A 17,284-nucleotide genomic window follows, 5' to 3' on the forward strand; every position below is an offset into this window, starting at 1 on the left:
GATTCCGCCGCTGCGGAGTTCGGGGGTTTTGTTGTTGTCCGGCGTTCGAAAGCCGTTTAGCCGTACATGCGGTGAATCAGATGCACGAACGTATCGACCGCTTTGCGAATACGCAGCTCGGTCGCCTGATCGGCCGGTTCGCCTTCGTCGGTGAACTTGCGCTGGTCGCTGCCGATCGAGATCCATTCCGGGCAGTTCAGGCCGTGCAGGTTGCGCACGATGCCCTGCAGCGTGCCGAGCGACGAGACGCCGACGGTTCCGCCTGCCGAGCTTGCCGACAGTACCGGCTTGCCTTCGAAATATTCGCTGTTGAGAAAATCGAGCGCGTTTTTGAGCACGCCGGAGATCGAAGAATGATATTCGGGCGTCGTCAATACGACGGCCTGCGCCGACTTGACCGCCTGCGACAGCTTCAGCACTTCTTCGTGTCCGTACGCTTCCCCGGGACCGTACAGCGGCAGTTGGTGCTCATACAAGCTGAACACTTCCGCTTCGAATCCCTGCTCTTCCAACAGTCGGGCCATATAGCGGGTCAGCTGCGTGCTGCTGGCCTGCTCCCGGTTGCTTCCGGCAATCAAAGTTACTTTCATCGTCAAACCCCTTCCATTCCTATCGGTTATTGTGTCCTTTGCGGACCCTGTTTTTTATCATAACAGGAAGTTTCAAATTTGAACATTCTTTGTCTCTTTGCGTGAAAAAAACGAGAATGCGTCGAATCTTTCTGCTTTTTGCCCGTGATTGATCTCTTTTGGCCGCGGGTAGGTAATAAGCATAAGCTTTTTCAAACCCAGCGAACAGGAGGAACCCCCATGCCGTGGAACAAAAAAGATTACCCGCAGTCGATGAAAAATCTGGATGAGCGCGTGCGCGACAAAGCGATCGAAATCGCCAATGCGCTGCTGGACGAAGGGTACGAGGAAGGACGCGCGATCGCGATCGCGACAGCCAAAGCCGAAGAATGGGACGAGAACCATCCGGAATAAGGTTCTTGGAAATTCTGACCTGAAGCCAATTTTGGAAAAGAAGAAAAAAACCGTTTCGGCTTTCTCCACCAGGAGAAAATCGGAACGGTTTTTTAAAAAATGCGTGACGGGGAAGTTGGCGGCTGCGGGCCTTCCCCTCGGGCCCTGTATCTTACACTCTATTCAAACCTTTGACTTCCGGTGCGACATGTCCGTGACGTTTCGAAGAAACGAATACCCGTGCGATCGACGCAAGACCGTGGCGCAAAATTTGCGGTTCCACCATCCACGTAATCACTTTGCCTCCGATACATACGGCAGCTACGGTGTAGAGCGTCTCGGCCAGCGGCAGATAGAACAGCGACAGCAGAAGTACGGAAGCATCCATCAAGATGAATACGGTCCCGATCTTGAGGCCGGTCTTCTCGTGCAGCCAGATGGCGGCGCAATCGTCTCCGCCCGTGGCTCCGCCGCAGCGAAGCACGAGTCCGCCGCCGATTCCCGTCAAAATCCCCGATAGCAAAGCGGCCAGCCAAAGCTGTCCGTGCAGATCGAAATTCAACGCGGAAAAGTGTTCGATGCCGGCGTAAAACGCGGTGAACGAGCCCGCGGCAAGCACGGCCGGTCCCATGTTTCTCCACCCTTTTTTGAGTGCGAACAGCAGCATGAACGGAATGTCGAGGATCAGAATCGTCAGCGCGGGCGACAGCCCGAACGCATACTCGCCGAGCAGCGAAATGCCGACAAAACCGCCTTCCGAAAGATGGTTTTGAAAATTGATGTGATAAAACGCGAATGCCATAACGAACGTGCCTGTTAAGATCGCGGCCGCCTGCGCGGACCGCTTCATCCTTTTACCTTTTGCCTTCATCCGATATTCTCCTCATTTTCGCAATATTTGTCTCAAATCGACAATATGCTGCGAGCCAGAGAAGAAAACCGCGAGGCATTCGTCCTTCGCATGGGTGGTTCCCTTCCTTTCGCAGCGTTTGTCAATAACGGTCGTCCGACAAACTATCTACGAAAGGCGCTAAGTATAGGAGAGATCGTAACGTTTCCAGATTGTCCTTTGGGGAATACTCCTTCGGGGACTCATGGTATCCTGATCCTTTCTGTGGTTGGATGGTGAAGTCTGAGCATTACTTACCCAGCTCGGTCACCTTTTTAAACTATTTTACCACAAAAACGAAGCCGAAGCGACCGAATGATGCTGACCTTTGTCATTTTCATGTAAAATATGATGTTTTTTTCGTAAAAAAAATCATTTGGCCGCCCGCAGCAGACGATTGACCGTTTCGCGCCGAAGCCCGATCAGCTGGCCGATTTCTTCCTGCGTCAGCAGGTCGGTCAGCGGCTGGCCGTACGTATACGTGCTCATCCAGTGTTGAAGCAGGGCGAGGCGTTCCGCCGGCGTTCCCGCCGTCAGATGATCGATACGCTGCTGCATGAACCGCACTTTGTCCTGAAGCAGAAGCGCGATTTCCAGCGCCTTTTTGGGATCTTCCTCCAGACTTTTATACCAGTCGGCGGCCAGGATCGGTTCCACTTCGCTGCTGACGAGCGCAATCGCGGTGCCGTGCGTCTCTTTGGGGCTGATCAGCGAATGATGCGGTACCACTTCCCCGGCGTAGAACACGTTGAACAAAATGATATTGCCGTTCTCGTGCAGGCGCGTGACTTTGAACAACCCGCTATGTACGCGATACAAATACTTGCCGTCGTCTCCCTGGCGAAACAAAATTTCTCCTTTGTGCAAAATCATGCCTGTCCCTCTTCTCTTCGATTATTCCCGGTACATGCCGGCTACCCGCTCCGCTTCGCGCGCGACCGCCTCCTTGAGCGCCTGCGGCCCGTCGATCTTCACCGCGCTTCCGAGTCCCAGCAGGAAGCGCAGCGCGAACTCCGGCGTCGCCAGATCGGCCCGCACGGCGCAGGCGCCGTTCTCCAGCGCTTCTTCGCGCAGCACCCGAACGTACCGTTCGGCGCGCACGATCTCCAGCGTCTGCGCCTGCATCGACAGCTCCGCTTCGTACCGGGGCAGCTTGGCCGGGAACGCTTCGAGCGACGCCTGCCAATAGCCGGCCAGATCGAAGTCGGCGGGATAGTCGAACGGCTCGTCCAGACGTTCGGCGTTGAGCATTCTGGAGACGCGGAACGTTTTGATCACGCCGCGATCCCGCGCCACGACGTACCAGACGCCGCGCTTGACAGCGAGCCCGAGCGGCTCGACGGTACGCGGGGCGGGAGCGGCGGCGCCTTCTTGCTCTTTGACGTAGCCGAATCGCAGCCGCCGCTCGGCCCACAGCGCGTCCTGGCAAACTTCAAGCGCTTCCGGCACGCCCGGCGCGCGGTCATGCCAGGCGGCTTCGTCGATCAGCAGCCGGCGCAGAAAAGCATGGCCCTGCCGCTCCGGTTCGGGATAGGCGGCCCGCAGCTTGTGCAGGGCGGCCTCGTAATGCCCGCCGAGCCCCAGATCCTGCAGCGGCCCCGACGAAGCCCGCAGCAGCAGCGCCGAAGTCTCGTTCGGCGTCATGCCGGTCAGGGTGCTGCGATACCCGTCCAGCAGGCTCCAGCCGCCGAAGCGGCCGCGGTGCGCCACGATCGGAATGCCGGACTGTCCGAGCGCTTCCAGATCACGGCTGACCGTTCGGGGCGTGACTTCCAGCTCGCCTGCGAGCTGCCGCGTCGACAGGCGGCCCCGGCTCTGAAGCAGCAGCACGATCTTGAGCATCCGGTCGCCTCGCATGGGTCGTCCTCCTTCGCCGCTTGTTGGGTGCGGCCGTTTTTTGTATTTGCCTTTTTTAATATAAGACATTTTTTAATATAAGACAAAGGTTGTCATCTATTATCTTTTATATTGGAAAAGCGGCAAGAGTTCGACCGGCCATGGCCGGGACGGACCTTGATCCGACGACGAATATTCGAAAAGAGGTGGCTTACATGCCGGACATGCACAAACCGTTAAGCGGTAAAACGGCGCTGGTCGCCGGAGCGACCAGAGGCGCCGGACGCGGAATCGCCCGTCAGTTGGGCGCGCTCGGCGCGCACGTCTACGTGACCGGGCGCACGACGAGAACGTCCGCGTCGGACATGGACCGAAGCGAGACGATCGAAGACACGGCCGAACAGGTCGACGCGCTCGGCGGCAGCGCTTCGGCGATCCAGGTCGACCATACCGAGCCCCGGCAGGTCGAAGCTTTGGCGGAACGTATCGCCGCGGAACGCGGCGGGCTGGACATTCTCGTCAACGATATTTGGGGCGGCGACGCCCTGACGCGCTGGGATCACAAGCTGTGGGAGCATTCGCTCGAAGACGGCCTGCTGATCCAGCGGCGCGCGGTGCATACGCATCTGATCACGTCCCGCTTCATGCTGCCGCTGATGCTGGACCGTCCCGGCGGAATCGTGCTGGAGATTACGGACGGCACGGATTACCGGTTTCGGGGCAACGTGTATTACAGTCTGGCCAAAGTGTCCGGCATCCATCTGGCGGCGGCGATGGCCGAAGAACTTCGGCCGCACGGCATCGCCGCCGTGTCGCTGACGCCCGGCTTCCTGCGCTCGGAAGCGATGCTGGACCTGTTCGGCGTCACCGAAGCCGACTGGCGCGGCGCGGTGAAGACGGAGCCGCATTTTATCGCTTCGGAGACGCCGGCGTATGTCGGCCAGGCGGCGGCGAGGCTCGCCGCCGATCCGGAGCGGATGGCGTTCACCGGGCAGGCGCTCAGCTCGTGGGAACTGTCGGACCGCTACGGCTTCGCCGACGCGGACGGCAGCCGCCCGCATTGGGGACGCTACGCGGCGGAACACGGGCTGGCCTGACGCCCCCGAAGCGGGAAGATCGGTGCAGGAAGATTGATGCAGGAAGATCCGCATCGGAAAGCCGCAGCAGCAAGATGCGTGCGGAAACTCTGCAAAAAAAGCCGCCGGCATGCAGCCGGCGGCTTTTTTGCGCTTGCTATTGATCGAAAGCGAGCCGGCGGATCGCCGCCGTCATCGCATTCGTGTCGAGGCCGCCGAGATTGCCGAGCAGCACGACGACGGTCCCGTCGCTAAGGCCGCGCCGCAGGCCGGTCGTATAGCCGTTGCCGCCGCCGTTATGGAACACGACTTTGTCGGCGCCTTCGCCTTCGGTCATCCAGCCGTAGCCGTAATTTTTGTACGGCGTCGGCGTGTACATGGCGTCCATCGTCGCTTCGGACAACAGCTTGCCCGCGCTCAGCGAATCGGCCCAGATCAGCATGTCGTCGAGCGTCGAATACAGGCTGCCCGTGCCGGAAGGCGAGAAATAATACTCGTCGACGCTTTTCCACGCCTTCTCCTGCCAATCGTACGTGTAGCCGGTCGGAATCTTCGTCTGGCGCGTCGCCGTGCCGCTGTGCTTCATGCCGAGCGGATCGAGAATTTGCGACTGGACGAATTCGGGATAGCTCATGCCGGACGTCTCTTCAATGATGTAAGCGAGCAGCACGTAGCCGCTGTTGCTGTACATATAATCGGTGCCGGGCACGAACTTGAGCGGGCTGGCCTGGATCTCTTTGACTGTCTCCGCAAGCGGGGTGCCTTCTTTGCGCTCGAAATTGAGCGCGATGCCGGACGTATGCGACAGCAGCATCCCGAGCGTGATCTCGTCGCCGCGCGGATAACCGGGAATATGCTGCGCCAGCGTATCGTCGACGCTCAGCTTGCCTTCTTCGGCCAGCTTCATGACGGAAGCGGCGGTGAACGTTTTGGTCAGCGAGCCGAGCCGCATAAGGTCGGTCGGCCGAACGAGCGTCGACGCCGACGAGACGCCGTACGCTTTGCGCATTTTGACGCTGCCGTTTTGGGCGACGAGCATGCTGCCCGAGAAATTTTGCGTTTTCAAAAAAGCGTCGACGGGCTCCATGCCGGGATCGACCTGCGTATGCGTATCCGTCGTCAGCGACAGCTTCAGCGTGCCCGGGCCGGATACCGGCACGACGTCCGCTTTGAGCGGTTCGGTCAGTCCGCGCAGCGGCACGGTCAAAATGCCGTCCACGTAGCGCGTCGTGCCCGGCATGCGCAGGGCGAAGCCGTTGATCGAGACCGTATCGGAGCCCGGACGGTAGAGCAGTTCGTCGCCGTTGAGCGTCACGATCGCGGCGCGCTGGACTTTGTCCCACTTGACCTGCGCCCCGAGCGATACGGCGCCTTCACGCACCGGCACGTACGTCAGCGAACGGTACGTGTAGACGCTCGGCCCCCACCGGGCCGGCTGTCCGTCGATCTCGGCCGAAATAGCCGTTCGGCCCGCGGCCGCCGGAAGAGAGGCGGCTTCGCCAGTGCCTGCCGCGTTCGCCGTCTGCGCCGGCAGCGTGCCGCCGACTATGGCCAGCGCCAGGCCGGCGCTCAGCGCGGCGCGGCTCCAGGCGAAGCTTTTTTTCCATTCGAATATCATGTGCTTGAATCCCCCTCGTGTTCTCTGCCCGCCAAAGCGGATCGTCTATGTATGTATACCGCGCGGGAGAAGAATAGTTGTGCGCTGCGCAAGCGGAAAGTCATTCATATAACTATACTTTATATAGTACGTTATTTTTTGACGTATGTTTACGAATTTGATATGATAGAGGTATCAGAACGATAAATTTATTACGCGCACGGCGCTGTTCCTAACGAATCGCGCTTGAGAGGGGAACCCATATATGCTTAAGATCGGCATGCTCGACCAATCCACCATCACCGAAGGCTCCGGCCCGAGAGAAGCGCTTCAGGCGACGACCGCGCTCGCCAAGGAAGCCGACCGGCTCGGCTTCAGCCGCTTCTGGGTGTCGGAACACCACAGTTCCAAAGCGCTCGCCCATTCCAGCCCGGAAGTGCTGATCGCGCATCTGGCGGCCAACACTTCGCGTATCCGGCTCGGCTCCGGCGGCATCATGCTGCCCCATTACAGCGCTTATAAAGTCGCGGAGAACTTCCGCCTGCTCGAAGCGCTGTACCCGAACCGGATCGATCTCGGCGTAGGCCGCGCGCCGGGCGGACGCCCGCTGTCCACCCGCGCCCTGCAGGAAGGCCATTACCACGGCGCCGACCCGTATCCGCAGCAGATCATCGACCTGATCGCCTACCTGAACGACGCCGTTCCGGCCGACCACCGCTTCGCCGGACTTAGCGTGTCGCCTTCGGTCGACAGCGTGCCGCAGCTGTGGCTGCTCGGCTCAAGCGGCGGCACCGCGCGCCTGGCCGCACAGACCGGCGCGTCGTACGCGTTCGCGCAGTTCTTCGGCACGCCGGGCGGACGCGAAGCGACCGAGTTCTACCACGACAACTTCGAGCCGTCGCTGATGGCTCCGAAGCCGAAATCGCTTGCCGCGATTACCGTCGTCTGCGCGGACACGCAGGAAGAAGCGGAGCGCCTCGCTTCGAGTTCCGACCTGTTCTTCCTCGCCATGTACAAAGGCATGGAGCTGCCGTATCTGCCGTCGGTGCAGACGGCGATGGATTATCCGTACACGCCGTACGACCGCGAACAGATCGCCGCAACGCGCGCTTACCGCGTCGTCGGCACGCAGGACGTCGTGAAGAAGCGCCTGCTGGAGCTGGCGGAAGAGTACCATACCGACGAGCTGATGATCGTCTCTTCGGTCCATGATCTCGACGCGCGGATCAAGTCGGTGCGCCTCGTCGCGGAAGCGATGGAGCTGAGCGGCCAGACTCAACAGCCCGAAGCGCAGGGCAGCCGCTAACGAAGCGTTAAGCCGTCCGAGACGGCCGCCGCCCTCCTGTTCGCACACTTGGCCGGCCCGGCCGAGGCGGCTGCGCGAGCGGACGCCGAGTCCGGCTGCACGCACAAGCCCGGCTCTCCGCCCGGAGCGAACCGGACTGCTCCCGCAAATGAAAAAAGAGGTTCCCTCCGTGGAGGGAACCTCTTTTTGGCCTGAGCGGCGATAGGCTGCGCGGCCCGACCTTGATCCGACCGCCCGCGGCGGATCAGTCCCGCGTCAGCTGCGACGAACCGGCGATGCCCGGCTTCGTCATCTCGAACGGATTCAGGATGATGTCCAGTTCTTCTTCGCTCAGTACGTTGTGCATCAGGCACAGATCGCGCACGGAGCGGCCGGTCGTCATCGCTTCGCGGGCGATACGGGCGCAGATCTCGTAGCCCAGATACGGGCTGAGCGCCGTAATGACGCCGACGCTGCGCTCGACGTACTCCGCGCAGTTCGCTTCGTTCGCTTCGATGCCGTCGATGCAGTGCGTACGGAACACGGTCAGCGCCTGGTTCATGATGCTGATCGATTGCAGCAGGTTGAACACGAGCACAGGTTCCATCACGTTCAGTTCCAGCTGTCCGGCTTCGGACGCGAGCGAAATCGTGTGGTCGTTGCCGATAACCTGGAAAGCGGTCTGGTTGACCACTTCGCACATGACCGGATTGACTTTGCCCGGCATGATCGACGAACCCGGCTGGCGTTCCGGCAGCTTGAGCTCGGCCAGGCCCGCGCGCGGACCCGAAGCGAGCAGACGGATATCGTTGGCGATTTTGGACAGGTTGATCATGCAAATCTTCAGCGCGCCGGACAACTCCGTGTACGCGTCCGTATTTTGCGTCGCGTCGACGAGGTCTTCGGCGTGGCGCAGCGGCATGGCACTGATCTCGGCCAGCTTGATCACGACCGCGTCCATGTAGGCCACGTCCGCGTTCAATCCGGTGCCGATCGCCGTCGCGCCCATATTGACTTCGTGCAGCAGTTCCTTGGAACGGCGCACCCGGTGCAGGTCGCGGCCCAGCACGCGCGCGTAAGCGGCGAATTCCTGGCCCAGCCGGATCGGCACGGCGTCCTGCAGATGCGTGCGGCCCATTTTGATCACATGGTCGAACTCGCGCGCCTTGTTCTCGAACGAGCGCTGAAGGCGCTCCATCGTGTCTTCGAGCTTCTCGACGAGCGACAGCGCGGCGATATGGATCGCGGTCGGAAACACGTCGTTCGTCGACTGCGCCATATTGACGTGCACGTTCGGATTGAGATGGAAATAATCGCCTTTGGCTTTGCCCATCAGCTCAAGCGCCCGGTTCGCGATCACCTCGTTGGCGTTCATGTTGATCGACGTGCCTGCGCCGCCCTGAATCGGATCGACGATGAACTGCCCGTCCCAGATCCCGTCCATCACTTCGCCCGCCGCCTCGACGATCGGCGCGCCGAGATGCGGCTGAAGACGCCCCACTTCCATGTTCGCGAGCGCGGCCGCTTTTTTGACGATGCCGAGCGCGCGGATCATCGATTCGTGAATCCGGTAGCCCGTAATCGGGAAGTTTTCGATCGCCCTCATCGTCTGTACGCCGTAGTACGCGTCGGCGGGAACCTGCTTGGCTCCCAGGAAGTCTTTTTCGATCCGAAACTGCGGTTGCATTATTTTCCGTCCTTTCCAAACTGCTTATTTGGTGAAGCCCGATGTTACTTTTTTCCGCCATACTGTATATTTATCGGAAATTTCCAATTTTATGTTTAGCGGTAGGCGCGCCGTTGTTCAATGCGCCTTCTGCGCAAACGTGACGGTCGGCTCGGCCGACACTTCGACGTTGCCCTGAAGCGCCCGCGTAATCATGCACGAACTTTCGGCTTTGCGGGCCAGGCGTTCCGCTTTGGCCAGCGTTTCTTCGCTCTGCCCGCCGGCCAGAACAAGCAGCGGGCGGTGCGTGATCGAGCGGTATGTGAAAATATTGTCCGTCACGTCCACGACACCTTCCGCGTCCAGCGTGAGGCTCTCCACTTCGATCGAAGAGCGTTCGAGCATGGCCGCAAGCGTAATGATGTAGCAGGTCGCCGCCGCGCCGAGCAGCATCTCGTCCGGATTGGTGCCGACGCCCGGTCCGCCCATCGGCTCGGGAATCGAAATGTCCGTTTGCAGCTGTCCGCTTTCGATCCGGCCGGTGCTGTTGCGTCCGCCGTTCCAGTCCGCTTTGAGCCGGAAAATATGATTCATGCGAAAGTCTCTCCCTTTTCACTCAGAATGGCTTCCACTTCAGTATACGCCAATCCGTGCGCTTCGGCGACCGCCCGGTACGTCACGCGGCCCGCGCACGTGTTGATGCCTTTGGCGATCGCGGGGTTGTGCCGCGCGGCTTCCCGGAAGCCTTTGTTCGCGATCTGCAGACCGTACGGCGTCGTCACCATGTTCAGCGCAAGCGTCGACGTGCGGGCGACCGCGCCCGGCATGTTCGCGACCGCGTAATGCAGCACGCCGTGCTTGACGTACACGGGATCGTCATGCGTCGTGATCCGGTCGATCGTCTCGATCGAACCGCCCTGGTCGATCGCCACGTCCACGATGACCGAACCTCCTTCCATCGTCCGCACCATGTTTTCGGTAACGAGCTTGGGCGCACGCGCTCCCGGGATGAGCACGGCGCCCACGAGCAGATCGGCGCGGGCGACAGCCGTCTCCAGATTGTGCTTGTCCGACATAAGCGTCTTGAGCCGGCCCGCGAACTGGTCGTCCAGCCGCCGCAGCCGATCCGCGTTGATATCGAGCAGCGTCACATCCGCGCCGAGCCCGATCGCCATCTTGGCCGCGTTGACGCCGACCGTGCCGCCGCCGACGATCGTAACCCTGCCCGGCTCCACGCCCGGCACGCCGCCGAGCAGCACGCCTTTGCCGCCGGACGATTTTTCCAGAAAATGAGCGCCGATCTGGATCGACATCCGGCCCGCGACTTCGCTCATCGGCGTCAGCAGCGGCAGGCTTCCGTCCGGAAGCTGGATCGTCTCGTACGCGATACCGGTGACGCCCGTGTCCGCCAGGGCGCGGGTCAACTCCGGTTCCGGAGCCAAATGCAGATACGTGTACAAAATCAGCCGCGCGCGGAAAAAACCGTATTCGGCCGGCAGCGGCTCCTTGATCTTGACGACCATTTCGGCCGCCCACGCTTCCGCCGCGTCGGCTGCAATCGCAGCTCCGACCGCCTTATAATCTTCGTCCGAAAACCCGATGCCGAGTCCCGCTCCGCTCTGCACCCGGACCTCGTGTCCTTCGGCGATGTACGCTTTGGCGGAAGCCGGGGTCATGCCGACCCGATACTCGTTGTTCTTGATCTCTTTCGGTACGCCGATGATCATGCCGTATCCCTCCCGTTTGCCCGCTTTTTCTAAGTGGGTAAAGTTCCCAATTCCATCTTACCATGCCCGAATCCAAAAGAAATGGTCCTTTTTCCGGCGTTTTTTGACCGAAAGATCTATCACGTCTTGCTATGTATGCGCTAACCGGATTAGAATGTGTAGAAATACGCTTTTAATCCTGTTTCGAAATAACGCGTTGCAGCGGCTGAAGAACCGGTCATTTCGCCGGCTTTTGCCGCTCTCGCCCCTGTTTCGAAAATGGATAGCCGCGCAAAGGAGACTATGCAGACATGAATGAAACATTGGAACAGCTGCGGGCCAGCGTCGACGGAATCGATTCCCAACTTCTCGACCTGCTCAGCAAACGCGCCGAACTGGTACACCAGATCGGCCAAGTCAAAGAAAACCAGGGCGTGCCCAAATTCGAACCGGAACGCGAAAAAGAAATTCTCGACCGCGTTACCGGCCTGAACAAAGGTCCGTTCTCGGACAGCACAGTGAAGCATCTGTTCAAGGAAATCTTCAAAGCGTCGCTGAACATCCAGCAGGAAGAGCATAAGCGCCAACTGCTCGTCAGCCGCAAGAAGCGTCCGGAAGACACGATCGTCCGTTTCAAAGGCGTCGAAGTCGGCGGACCGAGCCCGATCCTCGTGGCGGGCCCCTGCTCGATCGAATCGCGCGAACAGCTGCGTACGGTCGCCAAAGCGCTCAAAGAATCCGGCGTAACGGTTATGCGCGGCGGCGCGTTCAAGCCGAGAACGTCTCCGTACGATTTCCAGGGCATGGGCCTCGACGGCCTGAAGCTGCTGAAGGAAGTCGCGGACGAGTTCGGCCTGGCGACGATCAGCGAGATCGTGCATCCTTCGCATATCGAAATCGCGGCCGATTACATCGACGTGATCCAGATCGGCGCGCGCAACATGCACAACTTCGAACTGCTCAAGGAAGTGGGCGGCGCGAAAATTCCGGTCCTGCTCAAGCGCGGCCTGTCCGCGACGCTGGACGAGTTCGTGCACGCGGCCGAGTACATCATGGTCAGCGGCAACGAACAGATCATGCTGATCGAACGCGGTATTCGTACTTATGAAAAAGCGACCCGCAACACGCTCGACATCTCGGCCGTTCCGCTGCTCAAGCAGGAGACGCATCTGCCGGTCATGGTCGACGTGACGCATTCCACGGGCCGCAAAGACATCATGCTTCCGTGCGCCAAAGCGGCGCTTGCCGCCGGCGCGGACGGCATCATGATCGAAGTGCATCCGGACCCGCAAACGGCGCTGTCGGATGCCGGGCAGCAGCTCGACATTCCGCAGTTCGGCGTATTCTGGGACGGCCTGAGAAAATCCGGCCTGTTCGGTCCCCGCACGTAACACGCACAAAGCCCCGCGGCTTGAACCGCGGGGCTTTTTTTGCGTGCTGCGGCCTACAAGGACGGGCCGGCGAGCGAAATCCGCGGCAGCGGGAATCGGGTCGTTCAAGCAAACGGCAGCGGACGCGCAAGATTCCAGCGGGCTGCCGACTTCGCCCATGAACACGATCAGCCCGGTCGTCTGTTCGGTAATCGCGAAGAAGAACGGGCGGTTGAACTTCAGCTCGAACGGCGCTTCCGGCGCCGGAGCGGCTCCCGCCCGGGCGATACCGGTCACGGCCGCCGCTTCGACGCCTTCTTCATCGACTTCGATAAACGTCTTGTGCACGAGGCTGCCGACAGGCCGGCCCTGCTCGGCCGAGATGCCGCCGAAATCGGCCCGTGCCGGATCGAAAGCCGCACGCATGCCGAGCCGGTGCAGCACCCGGTTCAGCGCAAACGCGCTTTCGACCTTGAACCTGGGCAGCTCGACCGTGCCAGACGCGGACTTGAAGCTTCCGCTCCACCGGGCAAAGCCGGCCGGCGTAAGCGCCTCATGCTTTTGCGGCGAATGCCCGGGAGCCGGAACAATCAACGTCATCGCATAAGCCCCGCGATCTCCGTAAGGCAGCCGGACCGCCTGTGAATCGCCGTGCTCACAGTAGGCGAATCTCCCCTGCCGCCGCATCGTCGGCACTTCGATCTCCGCGCCGTCCGCCGTGCGAAACGGAAGAGGCTGCGTCAGGCGCGGATCGAACGGCTCCGACCAGGCGCCTTTTAAATACAGCGCATTGGCCAGATAGAACGACAGGCCGCGCAGCGCAGCGGCATCGGCCAACTGCACGATTTTGCCGTGCGTCGACTTCGATACCCAGTCATTGATCGCAAGCGCCGCCTCGGGCGATTCGAAATCGACCGCGCTGACCTCGGCGTCGTAATCCCGCTGCAGCGCTTCGGCAAACGCCGCATAAGGCGGCTTCCCTTCGCGGGTCCACAGCGAATTGGCGATCTCGAACCGGACCGAAGGATCGGCGGCGAGCAGCGCATCCAGCAGCCTGCGCTGGCTTGCGCCGAGCCGCTCGCTACCGAGCGCATGCACATGAAGCAGGCGGTCGATTTCGTCCGCCGCCGAGCCGCGCGCGCCTTCGCGCAGCATCGACACGGCGAACGCGATGCCCGCCGGCGACACCATCCGGTTGAGCGGCGCATTCGAAGCGCCGGCGCCGCCCGGGCCGTCCATCGCTTCATACAGCTCGAATGCCCATTCGTTCAGCGCCCGGGCGAAGCGCCGGTCCGCGGCTTGGGCCGAAGCCCGGCTGCCGCTCCCCGCCGCCGGCTGCCGGGTCCCGTTCGGATCGCTTGCCTCATTTATCTCGTTCGGAACGTTCTTCTCGTTCATTTCGTTTATCTCGTTCGTCTCGTTTATCTCGTTCGTCTCGTCCATCTTATACGCCTCCTTGTGCGCGATCGCTTTTCCCTATGAACGCGCGCCGCGCAGAAAAGGTTGCCGGAACGGGAACAGCCGGAACGGCGCGCAGAGCAAAAAGCGTCCCGCTTCGATCCGAAGATCGGGCGGGACGCTTGATTCATACAAAGCTTGGGCGAAGCAGCAGTCAATCCTGTATTCAAGGATGACACGCCGATCCGGCTTAGGCCGCATTCAAAGGCGGATCAAATGCGGATACGGGCCGAATTCAGCAGCGGGCCGCACGTCAGCTGTCGTTCGCATATCAGCTGCGCGTCGAATCCGAACGCGTGCGGTCGGGCCGCAGACGTTCGTCGTTCAGCACGCGTTCGACCTCGTGCGCCGACACCGGCTTGGCGATAAACTCGTCCATACCGCCTTCCAGGCAGCGCTGGATGTCTTCTTTGCGCACGAGCGAACTGACGCCGACGATCAGCGGCACGCGGCCGGGCGGAAGTTGGGTCCGAATCTGTCCCGCCGCTTCGATGCCGTTGATGTCGGGAAGCTGGACGTCCATAAAGATCAGATCGTACGAGCCGGCCAGGGCAAGCCGGATCGCCTGTTCGCCGCTGTCGGCCAGATCCGCGCCGCAGCCGAACCGGGCCAGCATCGCCAGCAGCACTTTGCGGTTCACCGGGTGGTCTTCGACGACCAGTATGCGCAGGTTCGACAGCGCTTCGGCTTCCGCGGACAAAGGCACATTCTCGGGCAGAGGCGTCCTGCGCCCTTTGGCGTCAATCTCTTCGATCTGCCGGGCGAAGCGCTCTTCTTCTTCCTGCGGAAGCAGGAAACGCAGCAGGAAGCGGAACGTCGCGCCTTCCCCTTCCTCGCTGTCCACCGAGATCGTGCCGCCCATCAGTTCGACCAATTTGTGGCTGATCGACAGGCCGAGGCCCGTGCCTCCGTATTTGCGGTTCAGAATCGGGTGCAGCTGGGAAAACGGCTGGAACAGCCGATGCTGCTTGCCGCGCGCGATGCCGATACCCGTGTCGGCCACTGCGAATTCGATCCAGATCTCGTTCGGCACGCGGAACGCTTTGGGCGATACGCTCACCGTCACGCTGCCGCTGTCGGTGAACTTGATCGCGTTGCCGACCAGATTGATCAGCACCTGGCGCAGCCGCTCGCTGTCGGCCATGACGATCTCGGGCAGCGGGTGCATACTCTCGTCGGCGTCGAACTTGAGTTCAAGCTCTTTTTCCGCCGCGCGGGGCGCGAACAGCTGCAGCACGCCGCTCAGCACGTCGCGCAGTTCGACCGGTTCCGGCGCGATCTCCATGCGGCCGGCTTCGATTTTGCTGATATCCAAAATTTCGTTCAGAATCTTGAGCAGCGCGTAGCTGCTCTCGTGGATGATCTCGACGTACTGCCGCTGTTCCCCCTGAATGTCGCTGTCGCGCAGCAGGTCGGTCATGCCGATGATACCGTTCATCGGCGTCCGCAGTTCGTGGCTGACGATCGACAGGAACTCGGATTTCGCGCGATCGGCCTGCTCGGCCGATTCTTTGGCCCGGATAATTTCTTTCTCGCCGGTCACGTCGCGGAAGACGAGCACCGCCCCCCGGCGTTCCCCGCGGTCCGAGATCGGCGTCACCTGGTAGGAAGCGAGGAAACTGCCGCCGTCTTTTCGCCAAAAAACAGCTTCCGGATGCGTCTGCGCGACGCCCGATTCCAGCGCCGCAAGCAGCGCCGTTCCTCCGGTGTCGTAAGCGCTGCCCTGCGTTTGCGCCTGCCGCATCATCTCTTTGTAGGAAAGTCCCGCCACTTCCGTTCCTTCGTAACCGAGCATCGCCGCGGCCGACGGATTGGCGAACATGACCCGCCCGTCCGCGCCGAAGCCGACGATGCCTTCCGATACGGTATTGAGCAGCAGCGAATGCTGATAGCTCAGTTCTTCGATCTGCGCGATATACTGCTTGCGCTCCGTAATGTCCGTGATGATCGCGTAGACGCCTTCCTGCTTCTGTTCCGAGTCGATCGGCACGAACGCGATACTGATATGGCGCAGGCGACCGTCCCGATGGTAAAAGCACGTCTCGAACATCGAAGATTTGCCTTTTCTCGCTTTCATGAAATGTTCGCCCGACAGCTTCGCGTATTCTTTGGGCTGGAGCATGCCGACGCTGAGCCGCAGCAGCTGCTCCAACGTATAACCGCTCATTTCTTCCATCGCCGGATTGGCGGATTTCAAGCGCCCTTTCATATCCATCGAGATAATGCCCGCATTGTGGTTCAGGAACAGCGACCGGTAGCGGCTCTCGCTGCTGCGCAATTTTTCTTCGATCCGTACCCGCTGCGTCACGTCCTGAACGATTCCGATCACCTGCAGCGGTTCGCCCGTCATGCTGTCTCTGGACACCTGCCAGATGCCGTAAATGGTCTTCTCCTGGCCTCCCGGCAGCACGATGCGGTACGTGAGCTCGCCGTCCTGGCCTTTGCTCACGGCAGCACCGATTCTCCGGCCCACCTTCGCCCGGTCTTCGGGATGAATCACGCCGACGAACGATTCCGTCCCCGACTCGACCGGTTCGATCGCATAGTCGAAAATCTCGCGCATCTCCCGGGAGAAAACGAGCCGGTTCTGCGGCACGTCCCAGTACCACGAACCGATATTCGCCAACTGCTGCGCTTTTTCCAATACGATGTCGTTCATCTTGCGCTCGGTCACGTCCCGGGCGATCACAAGCACCCGGCTGACTTCCCCGTTCGAATCGTGCAGCAGCCGGAACGACGTGTCGACCCAGCGCACGCTGCCGTCTTTGTGCAGCACCCGGCGCTCGAACGTTTTGTTTTCCGCGAACAATGTATTTTCCATTTTCATTTTCGTCGCGTCTCCGGAATGGTAATACTCCGTACGGTTCTGTCCGAGCATCTCTTCGGGCGTGTAGCCGAGCGTCCGTTCGACGGAAGGCGAGACGTAGAGCAGCGTACCGTCCGGTTTGCTGAACGAGATCATGTCCGGAATATTCTGCGTGATCAGACGATAAATTTCGCGCGTATGGTCGCTCGGCTGCATAGGGTGAAGTTGGCGGTCGGAGACGTCGTCTATATAGACCACGATAGGCGCGTCATCGCCTTCTTCGGGCAGCTCGCATTGGATGTCGATCCACACTGACTGGCCTTCGCGGCGTGCCAAACGGATCTCGACCGGGCCGAACGCACGGGGTCTGGACAGCCACGAATCCAACGAATCGAGCATATCGAGCGCGATGTCGGGGTCTGTGCGAAGCAGCCGGTGGTAGCCTTCTCCCAGCAGTTCGTCCGCGTTCCAGCCGAAGATGCGGTGCATCGCCGGGTTCGAACCGATACATCGGCCGTCCGCAGTCAGCAGCAGGATGCCGGTCGCCATTTTATTGTAAATTCTTGCATAAGCGGATAAGTTGGGCACTTGAGGCACAGTCAATGTCATTCTCCTTTAAAAAAAGCGTTCTCT

At 60.7% G+C, this 17,284-nt stretch carries 13 protein-coding genes and 1 pseudogene; 4 read left to right on the forward strand and 10 right to left on the reverse strand.

Features of this window, described 5'->3' with window-relative positions; genetic code table 11:
• Positions 1-56: 56 nt before the first annotated feature.
• On the reverse strand, positions 57-590 hold the full coding sequence (locus FFV09_RS01410) for an NADPH-dependent FMN reductase (protein WP_141446022.1): 534 nt from the start codon (positions 588-590) through the stop codon (positions 57-59).
• 219 nt (positions 591-809) lie between these two features.
• On the opposite strand from FFV09_RS01410, the gene FFV09_RS23620 reads away from it, so the two are divergent.
• Positions 810-983, forward strand: coding sequence for a DUF2188 domain-containing protein (locus FFV09_RS23620; RefSeq protein ID WP_170314894.1), 174 nt, complete (start codon positions 810-812; stop codon positions 981-983).
• 151 nt (positions 984-1,134) lie between these two features.
• Here FFV09_RS23620 and FFV09_RS01415 read toward each other — a convergent pair whose 3' ends face one another.
• The 3 genes from FFV09_RS01415 to FFV09_RS01425 all read right to left on the reverse strand — a co-directional run bounded on the left by FFV09_RS01415 (position 1,135) and on the right by FFV09_RS01425 (position 3,708).
• Positions 1,135-1,833: a YitT family protein gene (locus FFV09_RS01415; protein WP_141446023.1), complete on the reverse strand. Its 699-nt coding sequence runs from the start codon at positions 1,831-1,833 to the stop codon at positions 1,135-1,137.
• Positions 1,834-2,223: 390 nt separating this feature from the next.
• Positions 2,224-2,724 (reverse strand): Crp/Fnr family transcriptional regulator, encoded by a 501-nt coding sequence (locus FFV09_RS01420; RefSeq protein ID WP_141446024.1) that lies wholly within the window; start codon positions 2,722-2,724, stop codon positions 2,224-2,226.
• Between the two features lie 21 nt (positions 2,725-2,745).
• Positions 2,746-3,708 (reverse strand): helix-turn-helix transcriptional regulator, encoded by a 963-nt coding sequence (locus FFV09_RS01425; protein ID WP_170314895.1) that lies wholly within the window; start codon positions 3,706-3,708, stop codon positions 2,746-2,748.
• A 203-nt stretch (positions 3,709-3,911) separates the two neighbouring features.
• Between FFV09_RS01425 and FFV09_RS01430 the strand changes: the two genes are divergently transcribed.
• Positions 3,912-4,784: an SDR family oxidoreductase gene (locus FFV09_RS01430; protein ID WP_141450266.1), complete on the forward strand. Its 873-nt coding sequence runs from the start codon at positions 3,912-3,914 to the stop codon at positions 4,782-4,784.
• A 136-nt stretch (positions 4,785-4,920) separates the two neighbouring features.
• Here the strand turns inward: FFV09_RS01430 and FFV09_RS01435 are convergent, their stop codons facing one another.
• On the reverse strand, positions 4,921-6,381 hold the full coding sequence (locus tag FFV09_RS01435) for a serine hydrolase domain-containing protein (protein ID WP_141446026.1): 1,461 nt from the start codon (positions 6,379-6,381) through the stop codon (positions 4,921-4,923).
• A gap of 244 nt (positions 6,382-6,625) precedes the next feature.
• Between FFV09_RS01435 and FFV09_RS01440 the strand changes: the two genes are divergently transcribed.
• A complete protein-coding gene (locus FFV09_RS01440; RefSeq protein ID WP_141446027.1) occupies positions 6,626-7,666 on the forward strand; it encodes an LLM class flavin-dependent oxidoreductase in 1,041 nt (346 codons plus the stop codon).
• A gap of 244 nt (positions 7,667-7,910) precedes the next feature.
• Here FFV09_RS01440 and aspA read toward each other — a convergent pair whose 3' ends face one another.
• From aspA to ald, 3 genes are all read right to left on the reverse strand, one after another.
• Positions 7,911-9,332, reverse strand: a complete 1,422-nt coding sequence (gene aspA / locus FFV09_RS01445) for an aspartate ammonia-lyase (RefSeq protein ID WP_170314896.1) — start codon at positions 9,330-9,332, stop codon at positions 7,911-7,913.
• A 117-nt stretch (positions 9,333-9,449) separates the two neighbouring features.
• Positions 9,450-9,905, reverse strand: a complete 456-nt coding sequence (locus tag FFV09_RS01450) for an OsmC family protein (protein WP_141446029.1) — start codon at positions 9,903-9,905, stop codon at positions 9,450-9,452.
• On the reverse strand, positions 9,902-11,038 hold the full coding sequence (gene ald, locus FFV09_RS01455; RefSeq protein ID WP_141446030.1) for an alanine dehydrogenase: 1,137 nt from the start codon (positions 11,036-11,038) through the stop codon (positions 9,902-9,904). Before ald ends, FFV09_RS01450 begins: the two co-directional genes overlap by 4 nt.
• Before the next feature lie 290 nt (positions 11,039-11,328).
• Here ald and FFV09_RS23625 point away from each other — a divergent pair, with 290 nt between their 5' ends.
• Complete coding sequence (locus FFV09_RS23625) at positions 11,329-12,408, forward strand: bifunctional 3-deoxy-7-phosphoheptulonate synthase/chorismate mutase (RefSeq protein ID WP_170315127.1); 1,080 nt, start codon at positions 11,329-11,331, stop codon at positions 12,406-12,408.
• 150 nt (positions 12,409-12,558) lie between these two features.
• Here FFV09_RS23625 and FFV09_RS24040 read toward each other — a convergent pair.
• Positions 12,559-13,830 (reverse strand): annotated as a pseudogene (locus FFV09_RS24040) (serpin family protein); the annotation flags it as partial.
• Between the two features lie 286 nt (positions 13,831-14,116).
• Positions 14,117-17,248: a PAS domain S-box protein gene (locus FFV09_RS01465; protein WP_246098536.1), complete on the reverse strand. Its 3,132-nt coding sequence runs from the start codon at positions 17,246-17,248 to the stop codon at positions 14,117-14,119.
• Between the last annotated feature and the right edge of the window lie 36 nt (positions 17,249-17,284).

Source organism: Saccharibacillus brassicae, assembly GCF_006542275.1.
Taxonomy (GTDB): Bacteria; Bacillota; Bacilli; order Paenibacillales; family Paenibacillaceae; genus Saccharibacillus; species Saccharibacillus brassicae.